This window comes from Streptomyces sp. NBC_00190 (assembly GCF_036203305.1).
GTDB lineage: Bacteria > Actinomycetota > Actinomycetes > Streptomycetales > Streptomycetaceae > Streptomyces.
The window spans coordinates 7,430,604-7,449,609 of sequence record NZ_CP108131.1; the positions used below are offsets into that span (position 1 = coordinate 7,430,604).

Here is a 19,006-nt window from a genome sequence, read left to right on the forward strand (position 1 = left end):
CGTTCAGCCGGGCGTCCGGGCCGTTCGCCGAGGCAGGTGAACGAGGCAGCGGAGCTGCTGTAGGTGAGGTCTGCCGCTCCAGGACATCCTCACCACAGCGGCTCCGCTGTGGGAACGAGCCGCCATGACGGGGACGGCCGCGCCAGGGCCCGCCGTGGCGATAGGTTGGACCCGTGATCGATTTCCTTGCTGACACCCCGGTCGCCGGCAGCCTGGACACCGTGTGGCACGCGGGCTGGCCGTCGCCCAAGCACGACCCCTTCCCCGAGATCCAGATCCACGCGTACACCGAGAACACGGTGATCCTGCGCCAGAACAAGTCCGTGCACTACGAGGCACCCTTCCTCTTCCTCCTCTTCGGGAACGAGAGCGCGCTGCTCATCGACACCGGCGCCACCTCCGACCCCGGCCACTTCCCGCTGCGCGCGACGGTCGACGCGCTGATCGAGGACTGGCTGGTGCGCAACCCCCGCGCGCAGTACGGGCTGACGGTCACCCACACCCACGGCCACGGCGACCACATCGCGGCCGACGGGCAGTTCACCGACAGGCCCGGCACCACGGTCGTCGGCCACGTCCTGGACGAGGTCACGGCCCACTTCGGGCTCGAAGGCTGGCCGCACGGTACGGCCGAACTGGACCTGGGCGGGCGGATCCTCGACCTCGTCCCCGGCCCCGGCCACCACTCCGCGGCCGTGGTGTTCTACGACCGGCACACCGGCCTCCTGCTGACCGGCGACTCCCTCTACCCCGGGCGGCTCTACGTGCAAGACCGGGCCGCGTATGCCGAGACCGTGGACCGGCTCCTGGACTTCTGCGCGACCAGGCCGGTCACCCACGTCCTCGGCTGCCACATCGAGATGACCACCACGGCGGACACCGACTATCCCCGCGGCACCACCTACCAGCCGGACGAGCCTCCGCTCCAGCTCACCGCGGCGCATCTGCGCACCCTGCGCCAGGCCCTCGCCGAGACCGCGGGACAGCCGGGCTCCCACCCGTGCGGCGATTTCATCGTGGTGTACACCTCCTGACCGACAGACAGGCCCTGGCCTCCTGTCACGGGCGGCCCAGCAGGCGGGCCGCCGTCTCGCGCATCTCGATCTTGCGGATCTTCCCGGTGACCGTCATCGGGAACTCGTCCACGACGTGGACGTAGCGCGGGATCTTGAAGTGGGCGAGCCGGCCGTCGCAGTACGCCCGTACCCCGGCGGCGGTCAGCGGCTCGGCGCCCTCGCGCATCCGGACCCAGGCCATCAGCTCCTCCCCGTACTTCGGGTCCGGTACGCCGATGACCTGGACGTCCAGGATGTCCGGGTGGGCGTGGAGGAACTCCTCGATCTCGCGCGGGTAGACGTTCTCCCCGCCGCGGATGACCATGTCCTTGATGCGGCCGGTGATGCTCAGGTAGCCGTCCTCGTCCATGACCGCCAGGTCGCCCGTGTGCATCCAGCGGGCCGCGTCGACGGCCTCGGCGGTGCGCTCCGGCTCGCCCCAGTAACCGAGCATCACCGAGTAGCCGCGGGTGCACAGCTCGCCCGGTTCCCCGCGCGGCACGGTCCGCCCGGACCCCGGATCGACGACCTTCACCTCCAGGTGCGGGCCGACCCGGCCCACGGTCGACACCCGGCGCTCGACGGAGTCGTCCGCGCGGGTCTGCGTCGACACGGGCGAGGTCTCCGTCATCCCGTAGCAGATGGACACCTCGGCCATGCCCATCCGGTCGATGACCTCCTTCATCACCTCGACCGGACAGGGCGAGCCCGCCATGATGCCCGTCCGCAGGCTGGACAGGTCGTACGAAGCGAAGCCCGGGTCCGCGAGCTCGGCGATGAACATGGTGGGGACCCCGTACAGCGAGGTGCACGACTCCGCCGCGACCGCGGCCAGGGTCGCCGCCGGATCGAACGACGGCGCCGGGATCACCATGGCCGCGCCGTGGCTGGTGCACGCGAGGTTGCCCATCACCATGCCGAAGCAGTGGTAGAAGGGCACCGGGATGCAGACCCGGTCCTGCTCGGTGTAGTGGCACAACTCGCCGACGAAGAAGCCGTTGTTGAGGATGTTGTGGTGTGAGAGGGTCGCGCCCTTGGGGAAGCCCGTGGTCCCCGAGGTGTATTGAATGTTGATCGGGTCGTCCGGGCTGAGCGAGGCCTGTGCCCGGGCGAGGTCGGCGGGGTCGCCCCGGCGGCCGCGCTCCAGCAGGGAGGTCCAGCCGGGCCCCTCCAACAGGACCGTGAACTCCAGTTCCGGGCAGCGCGGCCGTACCTCCTCGATCATGCCCGCGTAGTCGGAGGTCTTGAAGCGTTCCGCCGCGACCAGCAGCCGGATCCCGGACTGCCGCAGGACGTACTCCAGTTCGTGGGAGCGGTAGGCGGGGTTCACGGTGACGAGCACCGCCCCGATCCTGGCGGTGGCGTACTGGACCAGCGTCCACTCGGCGCGGTTCGGCGCCCAGATCCCGACCCGGTCCCCCTTGACGATGCCGAGGTCCAGCAGCCCGAGCGCGAGGGAGTCGACATCGGCGGCCAGCTCCGCGTACGTCCACCGGCGCCCGGCGGCCATGTCGATCAGGGCGTCGTGACCGGGGAACCGGCGGACGGTGCGGTCCAGGTTCTCGCCGATCGTGTCGCCCAGCAGCGGCACGTCACAGACACCGGACGCATAACTCGACGCGGAGGACACACGTATCTCCTGGGTTCGGTGGCGGGGCGCGGTTCCCGGCGGGCCGGCGTCCTCTCATGATCCCCGCCGCCCGGTCCGCGGGCTACCCCCCGGACCGGGCGGCGGTACTCGGGCACTCTCAGCGCGCGTTGTGCTCGGGCAGGTCGACCTCGGCGGGGGAGAGGACGAAGCCGCGCGTGCCGGCCGACGCGGGTCGCTTGCCGCAGAAGGCGGCTTCGAGCGTGCCGCCCAGAGCCGTGTTCGCCGCACCCCTGTTCGAGGTGTTCGCCATGGCGGCGAGGCTGCGGCGGCCGTCACGGGTGGCGAACGCGTAGGTGTAGTAACCCTGCACGGTACCCGTGTGGCCGTACACCGACGTGCCGCACGAGAGGTCGTAGCGGCGCAGCCCCAGCCCGTAGAAACGGGTCCGGGTCGCGTCGACCGGGGCCATGGCGAGCATGGCGTCCAGCATCGCGGCCGACAGGAGCCTGCCGCCGAGCAGCGCGGAGGTGAAGGTGTTCAGATCGGCCGGGTCGGAGATCATCGCCCCGGCGGACTGCGCCCAGGAAACGGTCTGCTCGGTGGAGTCGACCAGGGGCGCGCCCGCCTCGTCGGGGTGCAGGTAACCGCGCACGTGCGGTCCGTCGATCCGCGTGCCGGGGTGCACGTAGGAGGTGTTGCGCAGGCCCAGCGGCTTGATGATGCGGCGTTCGTACTCCGTGGCCAGCGAGTGGCCGGTGGCCTTCTCGATGAGCATGCCGACGACGACGAAATTGGTGTTCGAGTACGCGTACGCGGCGCCCGGAGCGGTCGTCCTCGGCTCCTTCAGCGCGAGGTCCACGAGCTCGCGGTAACCGAACACCTTCGTGCGTACGGCCTCGAATCCGGGAACGGTCCGCGCGAACATGGTGTCCGTGTAGTCGGCCAGCCCGCTGCGGTGGCTCAGCAGGTGGCGCACGGTGATCCGGTCGTCGGGCAGCAGACCGGGCAGATAGTGGTTGACGGGGGAGTCCAGCCGGATCTTCTGCTCGGACACGAGCTGCAGCAGCACCACGGCGGAGAACGTCTTCGTGACGCTGCCGATCCGGAAGCGGGACCCGGCGTTCATGGCCGCACCCGTGGCCCTGTCGCGTACGCCCACCGTCTCGCTCCGGACACCGTCGGGGCCGGTGAACCGGCCCACCGCCCCCGGCGCCCCGGCGGCGGTCGTGTTCCGCAGCGCCTGGACCAGGCCCTGGAGGTCGGGGGCGGGCGGGGCGGCTTGCGCTGCACGGGCCGCCCCGGCGGCGTGGGCGGCGCTCACCGGGGCTGCCCCGGCTACCACGGCCAGCAGGGCGGCACCAAGGGCCAGACGTCGGTTCAAGGGCAGGAGCACGTCGTTCCTCGACTCAGTCGGTACCGGGTGGGCGCCTCACGGCCGTCGGCCGCGCGCCCCGGCGCGCGGCCGACGGCCGTGAGGCGGTCCGACCTTATGGAAGATCGACAGCGGCATCCGCGACCGACGGCGTCGGCGAGGGGGCGGCACGGGCCGCCGGCGCCTGCGCCGCCGGGTCCGGCCGGGCGCCTCATCCCGACAGGAGGTCCGCCGGACGGGGAAGGGGCAGAATTGACGGGAAGCCGGGAAGCCCGAAAGGGGGCGTCTGGTGCCGACGGATCCGCCAGGGGGCGAGCGGTCTCCCGGCCTCCTGTGGTCGGAGCCGGGCACGCTGCTGGAGCACGTGGCCGTTGCGGTGTTCGGCCTCGACGACCAGGGCCGCGTCCGGTACTGGGGACCCGGCGCCGAAACCCTGTTCGGATACCCGCCGGAAGCCGTGCTGACCGCGTCGGCCGACGTCCTGTTCCCCGACCCGCCCGCGGGCCGTCCGGCCGCGGCCGCGCAGCTGGCGGAGCGCGCCCGGACCCTGGGTTACTGGCGGGTCCGCATGCCTGCCGCGCACCGTGACGGCACGGTCTTCGACTGCGGCTTCCGGGTCTTCCCCGTCACGGGCCCCGGCGGCGGTTCCGTGATCATGGGCCTGGCCAGCAAGGGCGCGGAACTCGACCGGGTGAAGACGAACCTGACCTTCCTCGACGCACTGTTCGAGACCTGCCCGATCGGCCTGGTCATGTTCGACGAACAGCTGCGGTACGTCCACCTCAATCAGGCGCTGGCCGACATGGACGGCATGCCCATCACGGAGCACCTCGGCCGGCGGATGACGGAGATCATGCTCACGTCCGACGAGGGCGAGTTCGAGCGCACGCTACGGACCGTCGCCGAGCAGGGCCGCCCCGTGGTCGGGGCCCTGGTGGGCCTGCGCACACCGGGCCGCCCCGACCGCGACCAGGTCCGGTCCGTGAGCCTCTTCGCGCTCAGCGGGGCCGGCGACACGCGCCCCGGCGTGGGCGGGCTGCTGGTCGACGTCACCGACCGGGAGCAGGCCATTCTGGAGGCCACGGCGGCCCGCCAACGGCTCGCCCTGCTGGACCGGGCCGCGGGCCGGATCGGCACCACCCTGGACCTGAACGTCACCGCACGGGAACTGGTCGAGACCGTCGTCCCGGAATTCTGTGACGGCTCCGTCGTGGAACTCGTGGAGTGGATGGACGAGGGGGAGGCCTTTGACCCGGAGCGGCCGCTGATCACCCGCCGCATCGGAGCAGGGACCAGCCTGCCCCCGCCCGCCGACGAACTCGTCGGCGGGCTGCAACGCGTCACCTACCCGCCGGGTTCCGCCATCCACGACATCCTGCTGACCGGACGCCCGCTCTCGGTCCCCGTCAACGAGGAGTTCGTGACCCGGACCGTCGCCCACCAGGACCGCGCCGAGCTGCTGCGGGGCAGCGGGCTGGCCTGCATCCTGATCGCCCCGCTCGTCGCCAGGGGAACGGTGCAGGGCGTCACCATGTTCGGCAGGTCCGGTGCCCGCCCCGCCTTCACGGAGGAAGACCTCGCCCTTGCCTCCGAGCTGGCCTCCCGCGCCGCGCTGTGCCTGGACAACGCACGCCTCTACGGCCGGGTCCAGGACATCGCGCTCACCCTTCAGCGGGCCCTGCTCCCCGGCGCCACGGGGGCCGGACCGTATGTGCGCGTGGCCCACCGGTACCTGCCGGCCGGCCATGCCACGGAGGTGGGCGGTGACTGGTACGACGTGATCAGCCTGCCCGGAGACCGGGTGGCCCTCGTCGTCGGCGACGTGATGGGCCACGGGGTGGAGGCGGCCGCGGCCATGGGCCGGCTGCGCATCACCGCCAAGGCGCTGGCCCGGCACCACACCGATCCCGGCGCGCTGCTCGCCGAACTCGACAACTGCGCGCACGAAGCCGGGATCGAGCTGGCCACCTGCCTCTACCTCCTCTACGACCCGGCGACCGGGCGTGCCCGCATGGCCAACGCGGGCCATCCGCCGCTTCTGGTCCGCCGCCCGGACGGCACGGTCGACACGGTGGCCGCCGCCGCGGCCGTGCCGCTGGGAGTGGGCGGGATCCCGTTCACGACGACGGAGCTGGACCTTCCGGAGGGGGCCACCCTCGCCCTGTACACCGACGGCCTCATCGAAGTCAGGGGCCGCGACATCGAAGCCGGCCTGGACGCCCTGCGCGACCAACTGCGCCGGGCCGAGGGCACGATGGAGGAGGCGGCCGACCGCATCCTCGCGAACCTGCTCCACGGCAGCCCCGTCGACGACACGGTCCTGGTCCTGGCCCAGGTCAGCCGTGCACCCGGCATGCCGCGAGGCGAGTGAGGCCGTCCCGGTGCCGGACGGCCCGTACGGACCTGCCGGCGGCGTGGGGAGGCTCCCTCGGGCCGTGCGAGGCTTGTCCCGGACACAGGACCGGCGCACAGCCGGGCATACCGGAGGGGACCCGCACCATGCACACGCCGAGCCGGCCGGAAGACCTCGAACCTCCGGAGCTGCTCTGGGCCAGGGCCGTGACCCTGGCCGTGATCGACACCGCCTGTTCCGACCGGTCCGAGTACGCCGTCGACGACGACGGCGTGTGGTGCCACTCCACCGGCGCGGGCGGCTGGTGGCGCCTGACCCTGCTCGACGGGGGCGCACGCGCGGTCTTCTGCGGCCAGGACCCGGACGGCAGCCACACCCATGTCGGCGGCGAGCAGATCGACTTCCTGGCGGGCGGCCCCGACTGGCTGCCGTGGGACCTGCTGCGCGACGACGCGGCCGGCAACCTCTTCGGCTTCGTCTACTGGTGGCAGGACGGCGCGTGGCACCGCATCCCCTACCCGGACGAGGTGCCGGAGGACGGGCTGGACGGCGCCGCGCCCTGGGCCGGCTCGCAGGAGGAGTTCCTCGGACTCGCCGTGGCCTCGTACGACGCCCCGTACGGGCGGGAGCGGATGCTGACCGAGGCCGCCCTGCGGTTCGCGGAGCGGGCGCGGGAGCGCAAGGCCGACGAGGCGGCCGTGGCGGCGCTGCTGGCGCCGGCCTTCGTCGAGGACCGTCCCGCGCCGCGCCTCGACGTGGCGCTCGCCCTCGCCGTGCGCGCGCGAGTCGTCGCGTAGCGGCCGTTCGCAACGGGACGGGCCCGCCGCACATGGTGTGCGAGACGGGCCCGTCCCCCGCGGCTACTTGAACGCCGCGAACGCCTTGGTGAAGGCCAGCGGCTCCTGGAGGACGGAACTGCACGTGGCGTCCGCGTGGTTGACGGCCCCGGCCGCGCACTGCCGGTCCCGGGCCGAGGACCACATCGCCAGCCGGCCGATCCCCTTGGCCGCCGCGAAGTCGACGAGCTGCGAGGCGTCGGAGACGGTGAAGATCTCGGTCGCCACGTCGTTGACGCCGATCATCGGCGTGACGGCCACCGCCTTCCAGGCCGCCGCGTCGGAGAGCCCGAGCACACCCTTGATCTGGGCCTGGGTGGCCGTCGCGGCCTGGATCGCGTACTGCCCCATGTCCCCGCTGTACGCGGGCCCGTAGTCCATCGCCATGACGTTGACGGCGTCGACCCGCACGCCGTTCTTCCGGGCGTCGGCCAGCAGTGCCACCCCCGGCTGGGTCAGCCCCTCGGGCATCACGGGCAGGGTGAATGCCACGTCCAGGCCCGGGTGGGACTTCTGGAGCCGGGCGATGGCCTGGGCGCGGCGCGCGTTGGCCGCGGTGTCGGGCAGGGCGGCGCCCTCGATGTCGAAGTCGACCTTGGTGAGCCCGTACTGGTCGACGACCTTTCCGTAGGCGGCGGCCAGCTCGTCGACGGTGGCGCAGTTCAGCGCCAGTTCGTGCCCGGCGGCCCCGCCGAAGGACACGCGGACGTCGCCGCCCTTGGCCCGCAGCGCGCCGATCTGGCTCGCGACCTTGTCGCTCGCGAGGTCCGTGACACCGCCCCACAGGGGTGCGCAGCCGCCGCCGGAGGTGATGAACGCGAGGTGGAACTCCTTCACGCCGGTCCTGGTCGCGGTGTCGACCAGGTCGTACGCGGGGTACAGCGAGGTGTCCACGTACGGGGCGAAGCGCGCGCCGGGAGTGGCGGGGGAAGTCGCGGTGGGGGTGGGCGACGTCGTCCGGGTCGGCGTCGCGGTCGCGGTGGCCGTGGGCGCGGAGGTGGGTGCGGAGGTGGGTGCGGACGTGGGCCGGACGGTGGGCCGCCCGGTCGGACCGGCCGTCGCGCCCTGGTCCACCGAGCACTTCAGCCCGTTGATGCGGCAGCCGGTCGGGTCGCCCGGGGCGCCGGAGCCGCTGGTCACGAAGCCGACGGTGACGGAGGCTCCCGCCGCCAGCTGCCGGTTCCAGCTCGCGGGCTTCACGGTGACGTGCTGCCCGTCGACCGTGTGGACACCGTTCCACAGGGAGTCGACCTTCACCCCGGTCGGCAGGTCGAACTGGAGGGTCCAGTCCGACTGGGCCTGCCCGGTGTTGTTGGTGATGACGTACTGGCCGGTGTAACCGCCGCTCCAGGAGCTGGATTTCGTGTACACCGCTCCGACGGAACTCGCCTGTGCGGTACCGGTCAACGCGAAGGCCGCGCCGCCGATCACTGCCGCCGCCACGATCGCGCCCGTGACCTTCGCCGCCCGGCTCGTCGTACGCCGGTGCCCACTTGTCCTGCTCATCGCGTGCCTGCCTCTGTGTTACTGGGGAGTTGGGAGGACGAGTCAGCACGCTAGCCGCCCCGAAACGGACATCCGTTCGTTTCGGGGCGCCACCCGCGAAGCTTAGGTTCCAGTTAAGGCAGAGGAAAGAAGGGCCTCAGGAAGCGGGCCGCGGAGCTACGCTCCGGAGATGGAGCGTGCAGAGGTTCTCAAGCGAGTCATCGGGATTCTCACGGAAGCCCAGGAGATCCGTCGGGCGGCGGAGGCCGGTGAGGACGACGACATCCATGAACGCGATGCCGGGGTCGTCACCAAGCTGCTGAACGAGATGCTGCCGTCCATCAGCGTCCCGGCCGAATCCTCTCCCCAACAGGTGGCCCGACTGGTCGCGGAGGCGCTCGGTCCCGCACTGCAGACCATGGTGGCCGGCTTCAGCCTCGCCTTCACCAGCCTCGCGATGGCGCACGACGGCGGCCGGACGGACCTCTCCGCGATCGACGTCCTGCAGCAGCTCGCGCTCGAAGTGGAGGCAGGGGTCTACGACGAGGACGCCTGAGCCGCCGTCCGGCGAGGGTTCAGCCGTGGGTGGTGTCGATGACGCAGAAGCGGTTGCCCTCGGGGTCGGCCAGGACCACGAAGTCCGGGTCCTGCGGGTAGGAGTCCCAGTCGACGTGCCGGGCGCCCAGGGACACCAGGCGCGCGACCTCCGCCTCCTGCTCCGCCGCGTCCCCGGCGTACAGGTCGAGGTGGACGCGCGGATGGTCCTGTACGGGCGAGGTGCTGCGGCCGAGGGCCAGGCCGGGGCCCCGGCCGTCGGCGGGGACCAGGACGGTCCAGCCGGGGTCCACCTCGCCGCCCCGCGGGACGTAGCCGAGCGCCTGCGCCCAGAATGCCGCCGCCCGCCGGACGTCCGCGGCGCCCATGACGATCGTTCCGATGTTCAGCATGATCATATTGTGGGGTACCGGAACTAGGAGAGACGTTCGATCGCCACCATCGCCGCGTCGTCGCCGAGGGTGCTGCCGGCCGCGTGGGCGAGCAGGTCCTCGCACAGCCGGTCCAGGAGGGCACGGGGGTGCAGGCCGGACCAGGCGGCCGCGTGTTCCGTGAGGGGGTAGAACACGCCGGCCCGGTCGCGCGCCTCCAGGACCCCGTCCGTGTACAGGAGCAGGACGTCTCCCGCCACGAAGGCGAAGCTCTGCGCGGTGACCGAGGATTCCATCAGCCCGGCCAGGCCGAGCGGCGGAGCGGGCTGGGCCACGTCCAGCGGGACGGCCCGGCCGTCGCGCAGCAGCAGCGGCGGCGGATGGCCGCAGCTGACGAGGTGCAGCACGGGCTCCTCGTCGGGGATGTCCAGGACGGCCGCCGTGATGAAGCTTTCGCCCCGATCGCCGGAGTCGTCCAGGTCCGGGGAGACCGCCGCCTCCAGATAGGCCACCAGCCCCGGCAGACCGGCCTCCTGGTGGGCGGCCGCCCGGAAGGCGCCGAGGACGAGCGCGGCGTCCCCGACCGCACCCAGCCCCTTGCCCCGGACATCGCCGATGATCAGGCGCGTCCCGGAGGCCGTACGGGCGGCGGCGTACAGATCTCCGCCGATCTGGGCCTCGGCCGCCGCCGCCAGGTACACCGAGGCGACGCCCAGCGGGCCCATCCGATCGCGCAGCGGGCGCAGGACCACCTCCTGCGCGGTCTCGGCCACCGACCGCAGCTGGAGCAGTTCCTTCTCGTGCACCTCGCGCAGGTGGGCGAAGACCGTCACGAACACCGAGATCATGATCAGCGCGACGATCTGGAAGGTGTGGTTCAGATCGGTCAGGGTCGTGCGCGTCGCCGCCACCACCGTTTGGGCCAGTACGGCGACCAGCCCGACGAACCCCGTCATCCACGGCCCGGCGAACGAAGCGGTCACGGCCGGTGCGGCGACCAGGAAGGGACCGAGGTGGACATCGCGCGGAGCGAGGATGTCGACCACCGTGACCAGCGCGATCAACACGAACGGAACCGCCAGCTGCGCGTGGCGCACTGTCCGGGATCGCGGGTGGGGCACGTACGACAGCCGGAGATCCATCTCTCCTGCATACACCGCTGGGGGTTCCGTGTCTTCCAGCCCCGGCCGTCGCGGGCTTCCCTTCGCGACGCCGTCGCGCGGAACCGTCAGCCCGCGAACGCCCGTGGCCTGCCCGCCCCGGCTACGACCGGCGGCGGGGCTTGCCGCCCTTGCCGCCCTTGGGGCCGCCCGAACCGCCGCGGGCGCCCCTGCCGGCCGGCTTTCCGGATGCGGTCTTGCGCTGCGTGCCGCCGCTCCCGCCCGCGTCCGGACGCTTCGCCTTCGCCTTTGCCTTCGCCTTGGCCGTCGCCTTGTGCTGCTCCGCGGGCGCCTGGCGGCCCCGGGTGCTGTTGACGGTCCGCCCGCGGACGATCCCGATGAACTGCTCCACCAGATCCGTGGTCTCGTCCTGCGGCCACGACAGCGCGACGCGCGACTCGGGGGCGTCCGAGACCGGCCGGTACGTCAGGTCCTTGCGGTGGTGCAGGCGCGCGAGGGACTGCGGGACGACGAGCACGCCCACCCCCGCGGCCACCAGCTCGATGGCGTCCGCCGTCGTCGCGGGGCGCTCGATCGCGGGCCGTCCCGGCAGTCGCTCCCAGTCGAGGGTGTCGTCGAGCGGGTGCAGCACGATCTCCTCGGCCAGATCCGCCGTGGACACCTCTTCGGCCGACGCCACGAGGTGGTCCTTGGGGATCACGACCACGGTGGTCTCGGTGTACAGGGGGATCGCGCTGAGGTCCGTACGGTCCACCGGCAGCCGTACGAAGCCGGCGTCGGCGCCGCCGCCGCGCAGCACGCCGAACGCCTCGGTGGGGGACACCGCGACGAGAGTCAGCGGGACGTCGGGCAGTCGCTCATTCCAGATCCGGATCCACTTGGTGGGTGTCACCCCGGGGACATAAGCGAGCCGGAACGAATGGGGTACTTCCGAGCCTGTCACCCCGCCAGGTTACCGGTCGTGGTCGGAGGTAGCGCACACGATCGATACTCTTGACACCATGACGTCGCACCAGAGCACCCAGACTATGAAGCCCGCAACCGCGGCGAAGAAGCTGGGCGTGTACCTCGAGGCCACCCCCGCTGAGTTCCAGGAGGGTGTCGTCTCGCGCAATGAATTGAGTGCGCTGCAGGCCGACCCGCCCGAGTGGCTTCAGGAACTGCGGCGCAACGGCCCGCACCCCCGTCCCGTGGTCGCGGCGAAGCTGGGCGTGTCCATCGCCGGCCTTGCCCGCGGCGGAGTCACGGAGCCGCTCACCACCGAGCAGATCGAAGCACTGAAGCAGGAAGCCCCCGAGTGGCTGCAGCGGGAGCGCGCCACTCAGGCCGAGGTCCGCAAGGAAGCGGTGCGGATCAAGGAGAAGAACGCGGAGAAGGCCGCGAAGGACGCGGAGCGTGCCGAGCAGGACCGCGACTCGCGTTCCTGAAGGTCCGCCCGGTTTCGATGATCAGGCCCGGCTCCCCCTCGGGGAGCCGGGCCTGATCGTCACCCCGGCCGTTCGCCGGTCGCCAGCATCTGCACGGCCTTCTCCAGCTTGGCCTGCCGGGTCTTCGGGGTCGGCGCCTGGAGCAGCGGCAGGACCAGCAGGTAGCGCCCGGTTCTGTCGAGGGCCTCGAACGCCTTCCTGGCCGCGGGGCTCGCGTCGAGCGCCGCCGCGAGGTCGGGCGGGACCGTCGCCGTCCTCTGCGACTCGTACGCCCGCGCCCACCGGCCGTCCTCCTGCGCCCTGCGCACCTCGGCCAGTCCCGGTTCGCGCATCCGTCCGGCGGCCGTCAGCATCGCGACCTTCTCCACGTTCACCCGCGACCACATGCTCCTGGGCCGGCGCGGCACGTACTTCTGCAGGTAGTGGGTCCCGTCGAGGGAGCGCCGCTGCCCGGAGATCCAGCCGTAGCAGAGACCGATGTCGACGACCTCGTCATCGCCGACGGACGGGATGCCGGACTTCTTCTTGGCCATCTTGATCCACACGCCTTCGTGGCGCGTGTGGTGCTCGGCCAGCCAGTTCTCGAACGCCTCGCCGTCCGCGGAGGCGACGATCTCCACTCCGTCGAGCTCATCCATGCCATTCAGGCTATCGGCTGCCCTTCGGCGCCGGGGAAGCCGCGGAAGCCGGGGAAGTCGGGGACGGGCGCGGTGAGTTCGCGCAGGGCCTCCTCCGGTGAGGGGGTACGGGTGTCGAGTTCGAGGATCACGATCCGGTGCTCGGTGGCGAGCGCGCCGACGCGTTCCGCCGTCATCCCGGTCACCGCGAGCCGCTCGCGTCCCGCCGCACCGGTCCGTACGACCGTCGCGCCCCCGCCCCTCAGCACGGCGGCCAGATCGGCGCCGCGCGGCGTGCCCACCACGACCCGGGCCGCGGCGCGCCGGGCGGCGAACTCGTCCGCGGACAAGGCGGCGACCAGCCGCCCCCGTCCGAGGACGACCAGCCGGTCGGCGGTCCCGGCGACCTCCCCCGCGCGCTCCCCGGTGACCACGACCGTGCGGCCCTCGGCGGCCAGCGCCCGCAGCAGCCGGCGCGCCCACCGCACACCCTCGGGGTCCAGCCCGCGGAGGGGTTCGTCGAAGAGCAGCACCGGGGGATCCCCGAGCAGCGCGGCCGCGATGCGCAGCCGCTGCAGCATCGCCGGGGAGTACGTCCGTACGCGCCGCCGCGGCTCCCGCGCCAGGCCCGTCTGCGCCAGCACCTCGGCCACCCGCCCCGGCCCGGCGCCCTGGTCGCGGGCCAGCGCCGACAGCAGCGCGCCCGCCGTGCGGCGGCCGCGCAGGGCGGTCGGCGCCGGCAGGGAGCCGACCTGGTGCGGGCTGCGCGGCCGGCCGCGCAGCGGGACGCCGCCCACCGCGGCCGTCCCCGCCGTGGGGGACTCCAGGCCCAGGATCAGCCGGAGAGCGCTGGTCTTGCCCGCCCCGGCGGGGCCGAGGAGCGCGGTGACCGTGCCGGGTCCGGCCGTGAAGGACAGCCGGTCGACGGCGGCCCCGGCGCCGTAACGCTTGGTGAGTTCCTTGACTTCGATCACGCGTCCAGCCTGCCGGGGCGGACCGTCGGCGCACATCGGACGGCCGGTGGCAAAGCCGTGGGCGCACCGGCCCGTGGGTGTACATCCGGGGGCCGATGCCCGGGCCCGGGCCGGCTGGCTACGGTCACGGCATGGACGATTCGGCAATTACGAACAACAGCAAGGCCGGTGCGAGCGGTCGGCCCGGCGAGAACGGAGCGGGCACCTTGATGCCCGAACCCGGGACGGCCCTGCGGGCATGGGGCGGAGCCGGGCTCTACTCCCTCGTCGTGGGTCTGCTCATCGGCGGGGTCCCGTACGCCTCCGGCCCGCTCATGGCGGCAGTGCTGCTGCTCGCCCTGACCCCGCTCACCGCCCTGCTGCGGCGCGAGCCCCTCGCGGCGCTGGGACTGACCCTCTTCGCCGGCATGCTCGTCGCGGGGGCGGCCAGGGACCACAGTCCCGGGCGGTTCCTCGTCTTCCTGGCGTCGGACCTCGTCCTCGGTGTCATCGTCGCCACCCGCCCGCGCCGTACCGCGGTCATCGCCGTCAGCATGGTGCTGGTCGTGGAGACCCCGGCGGTCGGGCTGCTGACCTCCGGGCCCTACGACATGATGAGCACGAGCCTGATCGCCCTCCTGTCGCTGGGCGCCGTCTACATGACCGGAGTCGTCTTCCGCGAACGCCGGGAGCACACGGTCGAACTGCGCTCCAAAGAGGTGTCCGAGGCGGTGACCGCCGAACGGCTGCGCATCGCCCGCGAGTTGCACGACATGGTCGCCCACAGCATCGGCGTGATAGCCATCCAGGCCGGAGTCGGCAGCCGGGTCATCGAGACCCAGCCGGCCGAGGCGAGCGCGGCACTGCGGGCCATCGAGGCCACCAGCCGCGAGACCCTGGCGGGCCTGCGCCGTACGCTGGTCGCCCTGCGCCAGGCCCAGCCCGACGGGGCCGGCGGGGCGGACGGGCAGCCCCCGCTCGGACCCGCTCCCGGACTCGGCGACCTCGACGCGCTGGTGGCCACGACCGCCGACGCCGGAGTCCGGGTCGAGGTCCGGCGTGAGGGGGCGGATCGCCAACTGCCGCCGGAGATAGACCTGTCGGCGTACCGCATCGTGCAGGAGGCGCTGACCAACGTGGTCCGCCACGCGGACACCGGGCAGTGCCGGGTGACCATCGGCTACGGGGCCGAGGAGCTGACGCTGGAGATCGTCGACGAGGGGCGCGGCGCGCCCGGCGGCCCCCGGGGCACGGGATTCGGCATCACGGGGATGCGCGAACGGGTCGGCCTGCTGCACGGCCGGTTCAGCGCCGGTGCGAGGGCGGGCGGCGGCTTCCGGGTCGAGGCGGTCCTCCCGCTGCCCGTCGACGCGGGCGCCGTGGAGGAGGCCCGATGACCGGCGCACCCGAGGCGCGGGCGATCCGCGTCCTGCTCGTGGACGACCAGCCGCTGGTCCGGTCGGGCCTGCGCGTCCTCATCGCCGACACCACCGACCTGGAGGTCGTCGGCGAGGCCGGCACGGGCGCCGAGGCGGTCCGCCGAGCCGCTGAACTGCGCCCGGACGTCGTGGTGATGGACATCCGGATGCCCGGCATGGACGGGATCGAGGCGACCCGGCTGATCACCGGGGAGACGGGGGCGGTCCGCGTCCTGGTGCTGACCACCTTCGACGAGGACGAGCACGTCTACGGGGCGCTGCGCGCCGGTGCGAGCGGATTCGCCGTCAAGGACATGGCCCTGGAGGACATCCTCGCGGCGATCCGGGTGGTCGCCGCGGGAGACGCCCTCATCGCACCGGGGGTGACGCGCCGCCTGATCGCGGACATCGTCCGGGGGCCCGGCCCCGGCGCGGGGCCCGCGGCGGGGGAAGGCGGGTTCCGGGCGGTCGCGGGGATCACCGAGCGGGAGCGGGAGGTCCTCACCCTGGTGGGGCGGGGCCGGTCGAACGCGGAGATTGCCGAGGAACTGTTCATCTCGGCGGCCACGGCCAAGTCGCATGTGGCGCGCCTGTTCAGCAAGCTCGGCGCGCGGGACCGGGTCCATCTCGTGATCACCGCCTACGAGATGGGCCTGGTCGCGCCGCCGTCGCGCTAGGTCGTGCCGTCAGCCGTGTCCGCAGGCGTTCACGCGGCCACGGCCTCCTGGCTGCGTTCGTCGTCGGACCGGCGGTCGGAGGCGCGGGAGGTGAACAGGCTGTCCACGGCGAACGCGCCCGGGCCGGTGAACACCAGCAGGAGGAAGGCCCAGCAGAACATCGCTGACGACTCGCCGCCGTTCTGCAACGGCCAGAGAGCGCCCGGCTGGTGGACGGTGAAGTACGCGTACGCCATCGAGCCGGAGGCGACGAAGGCGGCGGCCCTGGTGCCGAGGCCCAGCAGGACCAGGGCGCCGGCCACCAGCTGGATGGCGGCGGCGTACCAGCCGGGCCAGCTTCCGACGGGGACCGTGCCGCCGCCGTGCGCGCCGCCGAGGACGCCGAAGAGCGAGGCGGCGCCGTGCGAGGCGAACAGCAGTCCCGTGACGATACGGAACAGGGCGACGGCGTACGGCTGGTTTCTTTCGAGATGTGCGGTCATGGGGGGCTCCTTCGGTCGGGGACGGGTCCCGAAGTCGTGCCGGGGTGCAAGGCGTGAGGTACGGGCAGGGACGTGCGGGATGGGTGTGCCCACACGGGCGAGCCAAAGGTAGGTAGACCTAACCGCTATCGCAAGATCGAGTTCCGGCCACCGGCCGAGCGGTGGCGACGCCACCCCGGCGCCGGAACGCGGCGCCGACGGCGCGCGGAGAAAGCCTGCCGGTCCGTTCCCCTGTGACGGACCGGCAGGCCCCCGTCTCACCCCGAGCCTAGGACCGCGCTGCGGTCGCGCCTGTGCATCGCGCGCAGAGTTCGTTGATCTTGCGCGCAGATGGTTTGGGCGACCCTGTGGCCGTCCGGCCCGGGATCCTGCCGGCAGGGAACGAGACGGCGGAGCGGGAGACGCGTACGCCACCTGGACGGTTCCCGTTCCCGTTCCCCTTCCGGGACGCGGCCTCAGGCGTGTCGGCTGGCGGGGCGCGGACCGGTGGGGTCCGCTGGGGCGGTGAGCGCTCTTCCTGGTCGCGGCCGGTGTGCCGGACTCCCGCCGGCGGCGGGAGCCGCCGTCATGGCCGCCGGCATCCTCTCCGTCGGCCTGCACCTGACCGGGCACGAGGTGGTCTCGCTGGTCGCGCTGGCCATCGCCGCGGCGCTGTGGCTGGTACTCGCCGTCGACTTCGCGTCCCGGCTGCTGGCGGACCGCGGGCGGTTCCGGGCCGACGCCGATACCCCGGGCGCGCTGACCGCCGTCGCCGCCACCACCGTGCTCGGAACCCGGATCTCGCTGCTCGGCTGGCAGACCGCGGCCGCCGCGCTGCTGGCGCTGGCCGCCGTGATCTGGCCGGAGCTCCTGCTGCACGTCGTACGGCACTGGCGGCGGCGCATGCCGGGGGCGGTGTTCCTCGGCTGCGTCGCCACCCAGGGGCTCGCCGTACTCGCCGCCACCCTCGCCGCCGCCGGCCGCCACGACTGGCTGGCCTGGGCGGCGCTGGCCGCCTTCTGCCTCGGCCTGCTGCTCTACGTGGCGGCCCTGGCCCTCTTCGACCTCCGCGAGGTCGTGGGCGGCGCGGGCGACCACTGGGTGGCGGGCGGCGCGCTCGCCATCTCCGCCCTGGCCGGCTCCAAGCTCACGGCGTCACCCGTATGGACCGCGGGAGCGCACACGGCCCTGCGGATCGTCACGCTGGTGACGCTCGGCCTCTCCCTCGTCTGGTACGCCGTCCTCCTCGGCGCCGAACTGCGCCATCCCCGGACGCACTACGACATCCGGCGCTGGGCCACCGTCTTCCCGCTCGGCATGACGGCGACCGCCTGCCTCTCCGCGGCGGAGCCGGCCGACGTGCCCTGGCTGCGCCCGCTCGGCGAGGTCCTCCTCTGGATCGCCGTCGGAGCCTGGCTGCTGACCTTCGTGTCGTTCCTCGCCTCCCACCGGGCCGAGCGCGCCGCGCGACGGGGCGGCCCACCGGGGACGACGACCGGATGACCCGGCCCCGCCCAGGGCCTGCGCGCCCGCTCCTGTGGCGGCGGCCGGGGCCGCTCAGTAGGGTCCCGCCATGGCATACACGTTCCAGGTGACCATCGACTGCGCCGACCCCCACCCCCTCGCCGACTGGTGGGCCGACGCCCTCGGCTGGGAGGCGGAGCCGAGCGACGAGGGCTTCATCCGCGGCCTGATCGCCGCGGGCCACGCGAGCGAGGCCGACACCACCACCCACAACGGCACCCTCGTGTGGAAGATCGGCGCCGCCATCCGCCACCCGGAAGGCCTGGAACGCGCCCCGCGGATCCTGTTCCAGCTCGTCCCCGAGCCCAAGACGGTCAAGAACCGCGTCCACCTCGACGTCCGCATCGGCTCCGACGACCCCAAGACCGTCGTCGACCGGCTGCTCGCCAAGGGCGCGACCTTCCTCCACGACGGCCGGGTGGGCCCCTCGGCGTGGACCACCCTCGCCGACCCGCAGGGCAACGAGCTGTGCATCACCCACCAAGCGGACTTCATGTGAACGTCATCCTCTTCGGCGCCACCGGAATGATCGGCCGGGGCGTGCTCCGCGAATGCCTGCGCGACGACTCCGTCACCGGCGTCCTCGCCGTCGGCCGCAGCCCGCTCGGCGTCACCCACCCCAAACTGCGCGAGCGCGTCCGAAGCGACCCGTCCGAACTCTCGGCCCCGGACCTCGACCTGGCCGCGTACGACGCCTGCTTCTTCTGCCTCGGCGTCTCCTCCGTCGGCATGAAGGAGGAGGAGTACCGGCGCGTCACCTACGACCTGACGCTCGCGGTGGCCCGGCCCCTCGCCGCCGCCAACCCCCGCCTGACCTTCGTCTACGTGTCCGGCGAGGGCACGGACAGCACCGAGCGGGGCCGATCCATGTGGGCCAGCGTGAAGGGCAGGACCGAGAACGCCCTGCTCGAACTGCCCTTCCAGGCCTACATGTTCCGCCCCGGAATCGTCCAGCCGGTGCGCGGGGTGCCTTCCAAGACCCGGCTCTACCGGACCCTGTACGCCGTCACCGCGCCGCTGATCCCGCTGCTGCGCCGGATCGCGCCGGACCTCGTCATCACCACCGAGACACTGGGCCGCGCCATGATCGCCGTCGCCACACCGGGCACCGAGGTCCCCGGCCGCATCCTGCGCCCGAGGGACATCAACCTCCTGGGCGCGGGGCGCGACCAGGCGTAATCGAGTACCGG

19 protein-coding genes are annotated in these 19,006 nt (G+C 72.8%); 10 read left to right on the plus strand and 9 right to left on the minus strand.

Translation table 11 applies throughout. The features are described from left to right. The first annotated feature begins 173 nt into the window (after positions 1-173). Positions 174-1,034 (plus strand): MBL fold metallo-hydrolase, encoded by an 861-nt coding sequence (locus OG429_RS34370; protein WP_328929157.1) that lies wholly within the window; start codon positions 174-176, stop codon positions 1,032-1,034. Between the two features lie 25 nt (positions 1,035-1,059). Here the strand turns inward: OG429_RS34370 and OG429_RS34375 are convergent, their stop codons facing one another. Beyond that, a complete protein-coding gene (locus OG429_RS34375) occupies positions 1,060-2,685 on the minus strand; it encodes an AMP-binding protein (protein WP_328929158.1) in 1,626 nt (541 codons plus the stop codon). Between the two features lie 118 nt (positions 2,686-2,803). Next, positions 2,804-4,033 carry a serine hydrolase domain-containing protein gene (locus OG429_RS34380; RefSeq protein ID WP_328930512.1) on the minus strand — a complete coding sequence of 410 codons (1,230 nt, stop codon included), beginning with the start codon at positions 4,031-4,033 and terminating at the stop codon, positions 2,804-2,806. A gap of 274 nt (positions 4,034-4,307) precedes the next feature. Here OG429_RS34380 and OG429_RS34385 point away from each other — a divergent pair, with 274 nt between their 5' ends. After that, positions 4,308-6,389 (plus strand): SpoIIE family protein phosphatase, encoded by a 2,082-nt coding sequence (locus tag OG429_RS34385; protein ID WP_328929159.1) that lies wholly within the window; start codon positions 4,308-4,310, stop codon positions 6,387-6,389. A 128-nt stretch (positions 6,390-6,517) separates the two neighbouring features. Further along, positions 6,518-7,168: a hypothetical protein gene (locus OG429_RS34390; protein ID WP_328929160.1), complete on the plus strand. Its 651-nt coding sequence runs from the start codon at positions 6,518-6,520 to the stop codon at positions 7,166-7,168. Positions 7,169-7,231: 63 nt separating this feature from the next. On the opposite strand, the gene OG429_RS34395 is transcribed toward OG429_RS34390, so the two are convergent. Then, positions 7,232-8,713, minus strand: coding sequence for a glycoside hydrolase family 18 protein (locus tag OG429_RS34395; RefSeq protein WP_328929161.1), 1,482 nt, complete (start codon positions 8,711-8,713; stop codon positions 7,232-7,234). 169 nt (positions 8,714-8,882) lie between these two features. On the opposite strand from OG429_RS34395, the gene OG429_RS34400 reads away from it, so the two are divergent. Further along, positions 8,883-9,248, plus strand: a complete 366-nt coding sequence (locus tag OG429_RS34400) for a hypothetical protein (RefSeq protein ID WP_328929162.1) — start codon at positions 8,883-8,885, stop codon at positions 9,246-9,248. A gap of 19 nt (positions 9,249-9,267) precedes the next feature. Here OG429_RS34400 and OG429_RS34405 read toward each other — a convergent pair whose 3' ends face one another. The 3 genes from OG429_RS34405 to OG429_RS34415 form a co-directional block, all read right to left on the minus strand. Continuing rightward, positions 9,268-9,639, minus strand: a complete 372-nt coding sequence (locus tag OG429_RS34405; protein ID WP_328929163.1) for a VOC family protein — start codon at positions 9,637-9,639, stop codon at positions 9,268-9,270. Positions 9,640-9,662: 23 nt separating this feature from the next. After that, positions 9,663-10,760 (minus strand): PP2C family protein-serine/threonine phosphatase, encoded by a 1,098-nt coding sequence (locus tag OG429_RS34410; RefSeq protein ID WP_328929164.1) that lies wholly within the window; start codon positions 10,758-10,760, stop codon positions 9,663-9,665. A 121-nt stretch (positions 10,761-10,881) separates the two neighbouring features. Continuing rightward, positions 10,882-11,682, minus strand: a complete 801-nt coding sequence (locus OG429_RS34415; protein ID WP_328929165.1) for a LysR substrate-binding domain-containing protein — start codon at positions 11,680-11,682, stop codon at positions 10,882-10,884. A gap of 58 nt (positions 11,683-11,740) precedes the next feature. Here OG429_RS34415 and OG429_RS34420 point away from each other — a divergent pair, with 58 nt between their 5' ends. Continuing rightward, entirely contained in the window at positions 11,741-12,166 is a 426-nt protein-coding gene (locus tag OG429_RS34420; protein ID WP_328929166.1) for a DUF5997 family protein, read from the plus strand. Positions 12,167-12,225: 59 nt separating this feature from the next. Here OG429_RS34420 and OG429_RS34425 read toward each other — a convergent pair whose 3' ends face one another. Continuing rightward, entirely contained in the window at positions 12,226-12,804 is a 579-nt protein-coding gene (locus OG429_RS34425) for a YdeI/OmpD-associated family protein (RefSeq protein WP_328929167.1), read from the minus strand. 5 nt (positions 12,805-12,809) lie between these two features. After that, positions 12,810-13,757 carry an ABC transporter ATP-binding protein gene (locus tag OG429_RS34430; protein WP_328929168.1) on the minus strand — a complete coding sequence of 316 codons (948 nt, stop codon included), beginning with the start codon at positions 13,755-13,757 and terminating at the stop codon, positions 12,810-12,812. A gap of 131 nt (positions 13,758-13,888) precedes the next feature. Between OG429_RS34430 and OG429_RS34435 the strand changes: the two genes are divergently transcribed. Both OG429_RS34435 and OG429_RS34440 read left to right on the plus strand, forming a co-directional pair. Further along, positions 13,889-15,133, plus strand: coding sequence for a sensor histidine kinase (locus OG429_RS34435; protein WP_328929169.1), 1,245 nt, complete (start codon positions 13,889-13,891; stop codon positions 15,131-15,133). After that, complete coding sequence (locus tag OG429_RS34440) at positions 15,130-15,831, plus strand: response regulator transcription factor (protein WP_328929170.1); 702 nt, start codon at positions 15,130-15,132, stop codon at positions 15,829-15,831. Before OG429_RS34435 ends, OG429_RS34440 begins: the two co-directional genes overlap by 4 nt. A gap of 29 nt (positions 15,832-15,860) precedes the next feature. On the opposite strand, the gene OG429_RS34445 is transcribed toward OG429_RS34440, so the two are convergent. Further along, the gene (locus OG429_RS34445) at positions 15,861-16,313 is read right to left on the minus strand and encodes a DoxX family protein (protein ID WP_328929171.1); all 453 of its coding nucleotides are present in this window, start codon (positions 16,311-16,313) and stop codon (positions 15,861-15,863) included. A 567-nt stretch (positions 16,314-16,880) separates the two neighbouring features. Here OG429_RS34445 and OG429_RS34450 point away from each other — a divergent pair. From OG429_RS34450 to OG429_RS34460, 3 genes are all read left to right on the plus strand, one after another. Continuing rightward, on the plus strand, positions 16,881-17,795 hold the full coding sequence (locus tag OG429_RS34450) for a tellurite resistance/C4-dicarboxylate transporter family protein (protein WP_405922169.1): 915 nt from the start codon (positions 16,881-16,883) through the stop codon (positions 17,793-17,795). A 70-nt stretch (positions 17,796-17,865) separates the two neighbouring features. Continuing rightward, entirely contained in the window at positions 17,866-18,315 is a 450-nt protein-coding gene (locus OG429_RS34455; protein WP_328929173.1) for a VOC family protein, read from the plus strand. Further along, positions 18,312-18,995, plus strand: coding sequence for an epimerase (locus OG429_RS34460; RefSeq protein ID WP_328929174.1), 684 nt, complete (start codon positions 18,312-18,314; stop codon positions 18,993-18,995). Before OG429_RS34455 ends, OG429_RS34460 begins: the two co-directional genes overlap by 4 nt. Positions 18,996-19,006: the final 11 nt, after the last annotated feature.

Coding starts and splice junctions, on each gene's coding strand:
- OG429_RS34390 (WP_328929160.1), top strand. CDS start 6,518: ATGCACACGCCGAGCCGGCCGGAAGACCTCGAACCTCCGGAGCTGCTC.
- OG429_RS34395 (WP_328929161.1), bottom strand. CDS start 8,713: ATGAGCAGGACAAGTGGGCACCGGCGTACGACGAGCCGGGCGGCGAAG.
- OG429_RS34400 (WP_328929162.1), top strand. CDS start 8,883: ATGGAGCGTGCAGAGGTTCTCAAGCGAGTCATCGGGATTCTCACGGAA.
- OG429_RS34405 (WP_328929163.1), bottom strand. CDS start 9,639: ATGCTGAACATCGGAACGATCGTCATGGGCGCCGCGGACGTCCGGCGG.
- OG429_RS34410 (WP_328929164.1), bottom strand. CDS start 10,760: ATGGATCTCCGGCTGTCGTACGTGCCCCACCCGCGATCCCGGACAGTG.
- OG429_RS34420 (WP_328929166.1), top strand. CDS start 11,741: ATGACGTCGCACCAGAGCACCCAGACTATGAAGCCCGCAACCGCGGCG.
- OG429_RS34425 (WP_328929167.1), bottom strand. CDS start 12,804: ATGGATGAGCTCGACGGAGTGGAGATCGTCGCCTCCGCGGACGGCGAG.
- OG429_RS34435 (WP_328929169.1), top strand. CDS start 13,889: ATGGACGATTCGGCAATTACGAACAACAGCAAGGCCGGTGCGAGCGGT.
- OG429_RS34440 (WP_328929170.1), top strand. CDS start 15,130: ATGACCGGCGCACCCGAGGCGCGGGCGATCCGCGTCCTGCTCGTGGAC.
- OG429_RS34445 (WP_328929171.1), bottom strand. CDS start 16,313: ATGACCGCACATCTCGAAAGAAACCAGCCGTACGCCGTCGCCCTGTTC.
- OG429_RS34450 (WP_405922169.1), top strand. CDS start 16,881: ATGGCCGCCGGCATCCTCTCCGTCGGCCTGCACCTGACCGGGCACGAG.
- OG429_RS34455 (WP_328929173.1), top strand. CDS start 17,866: ATGGCATACACGTTCCAGGTGACCATCGACTGCGCCGACCCCCACCCC.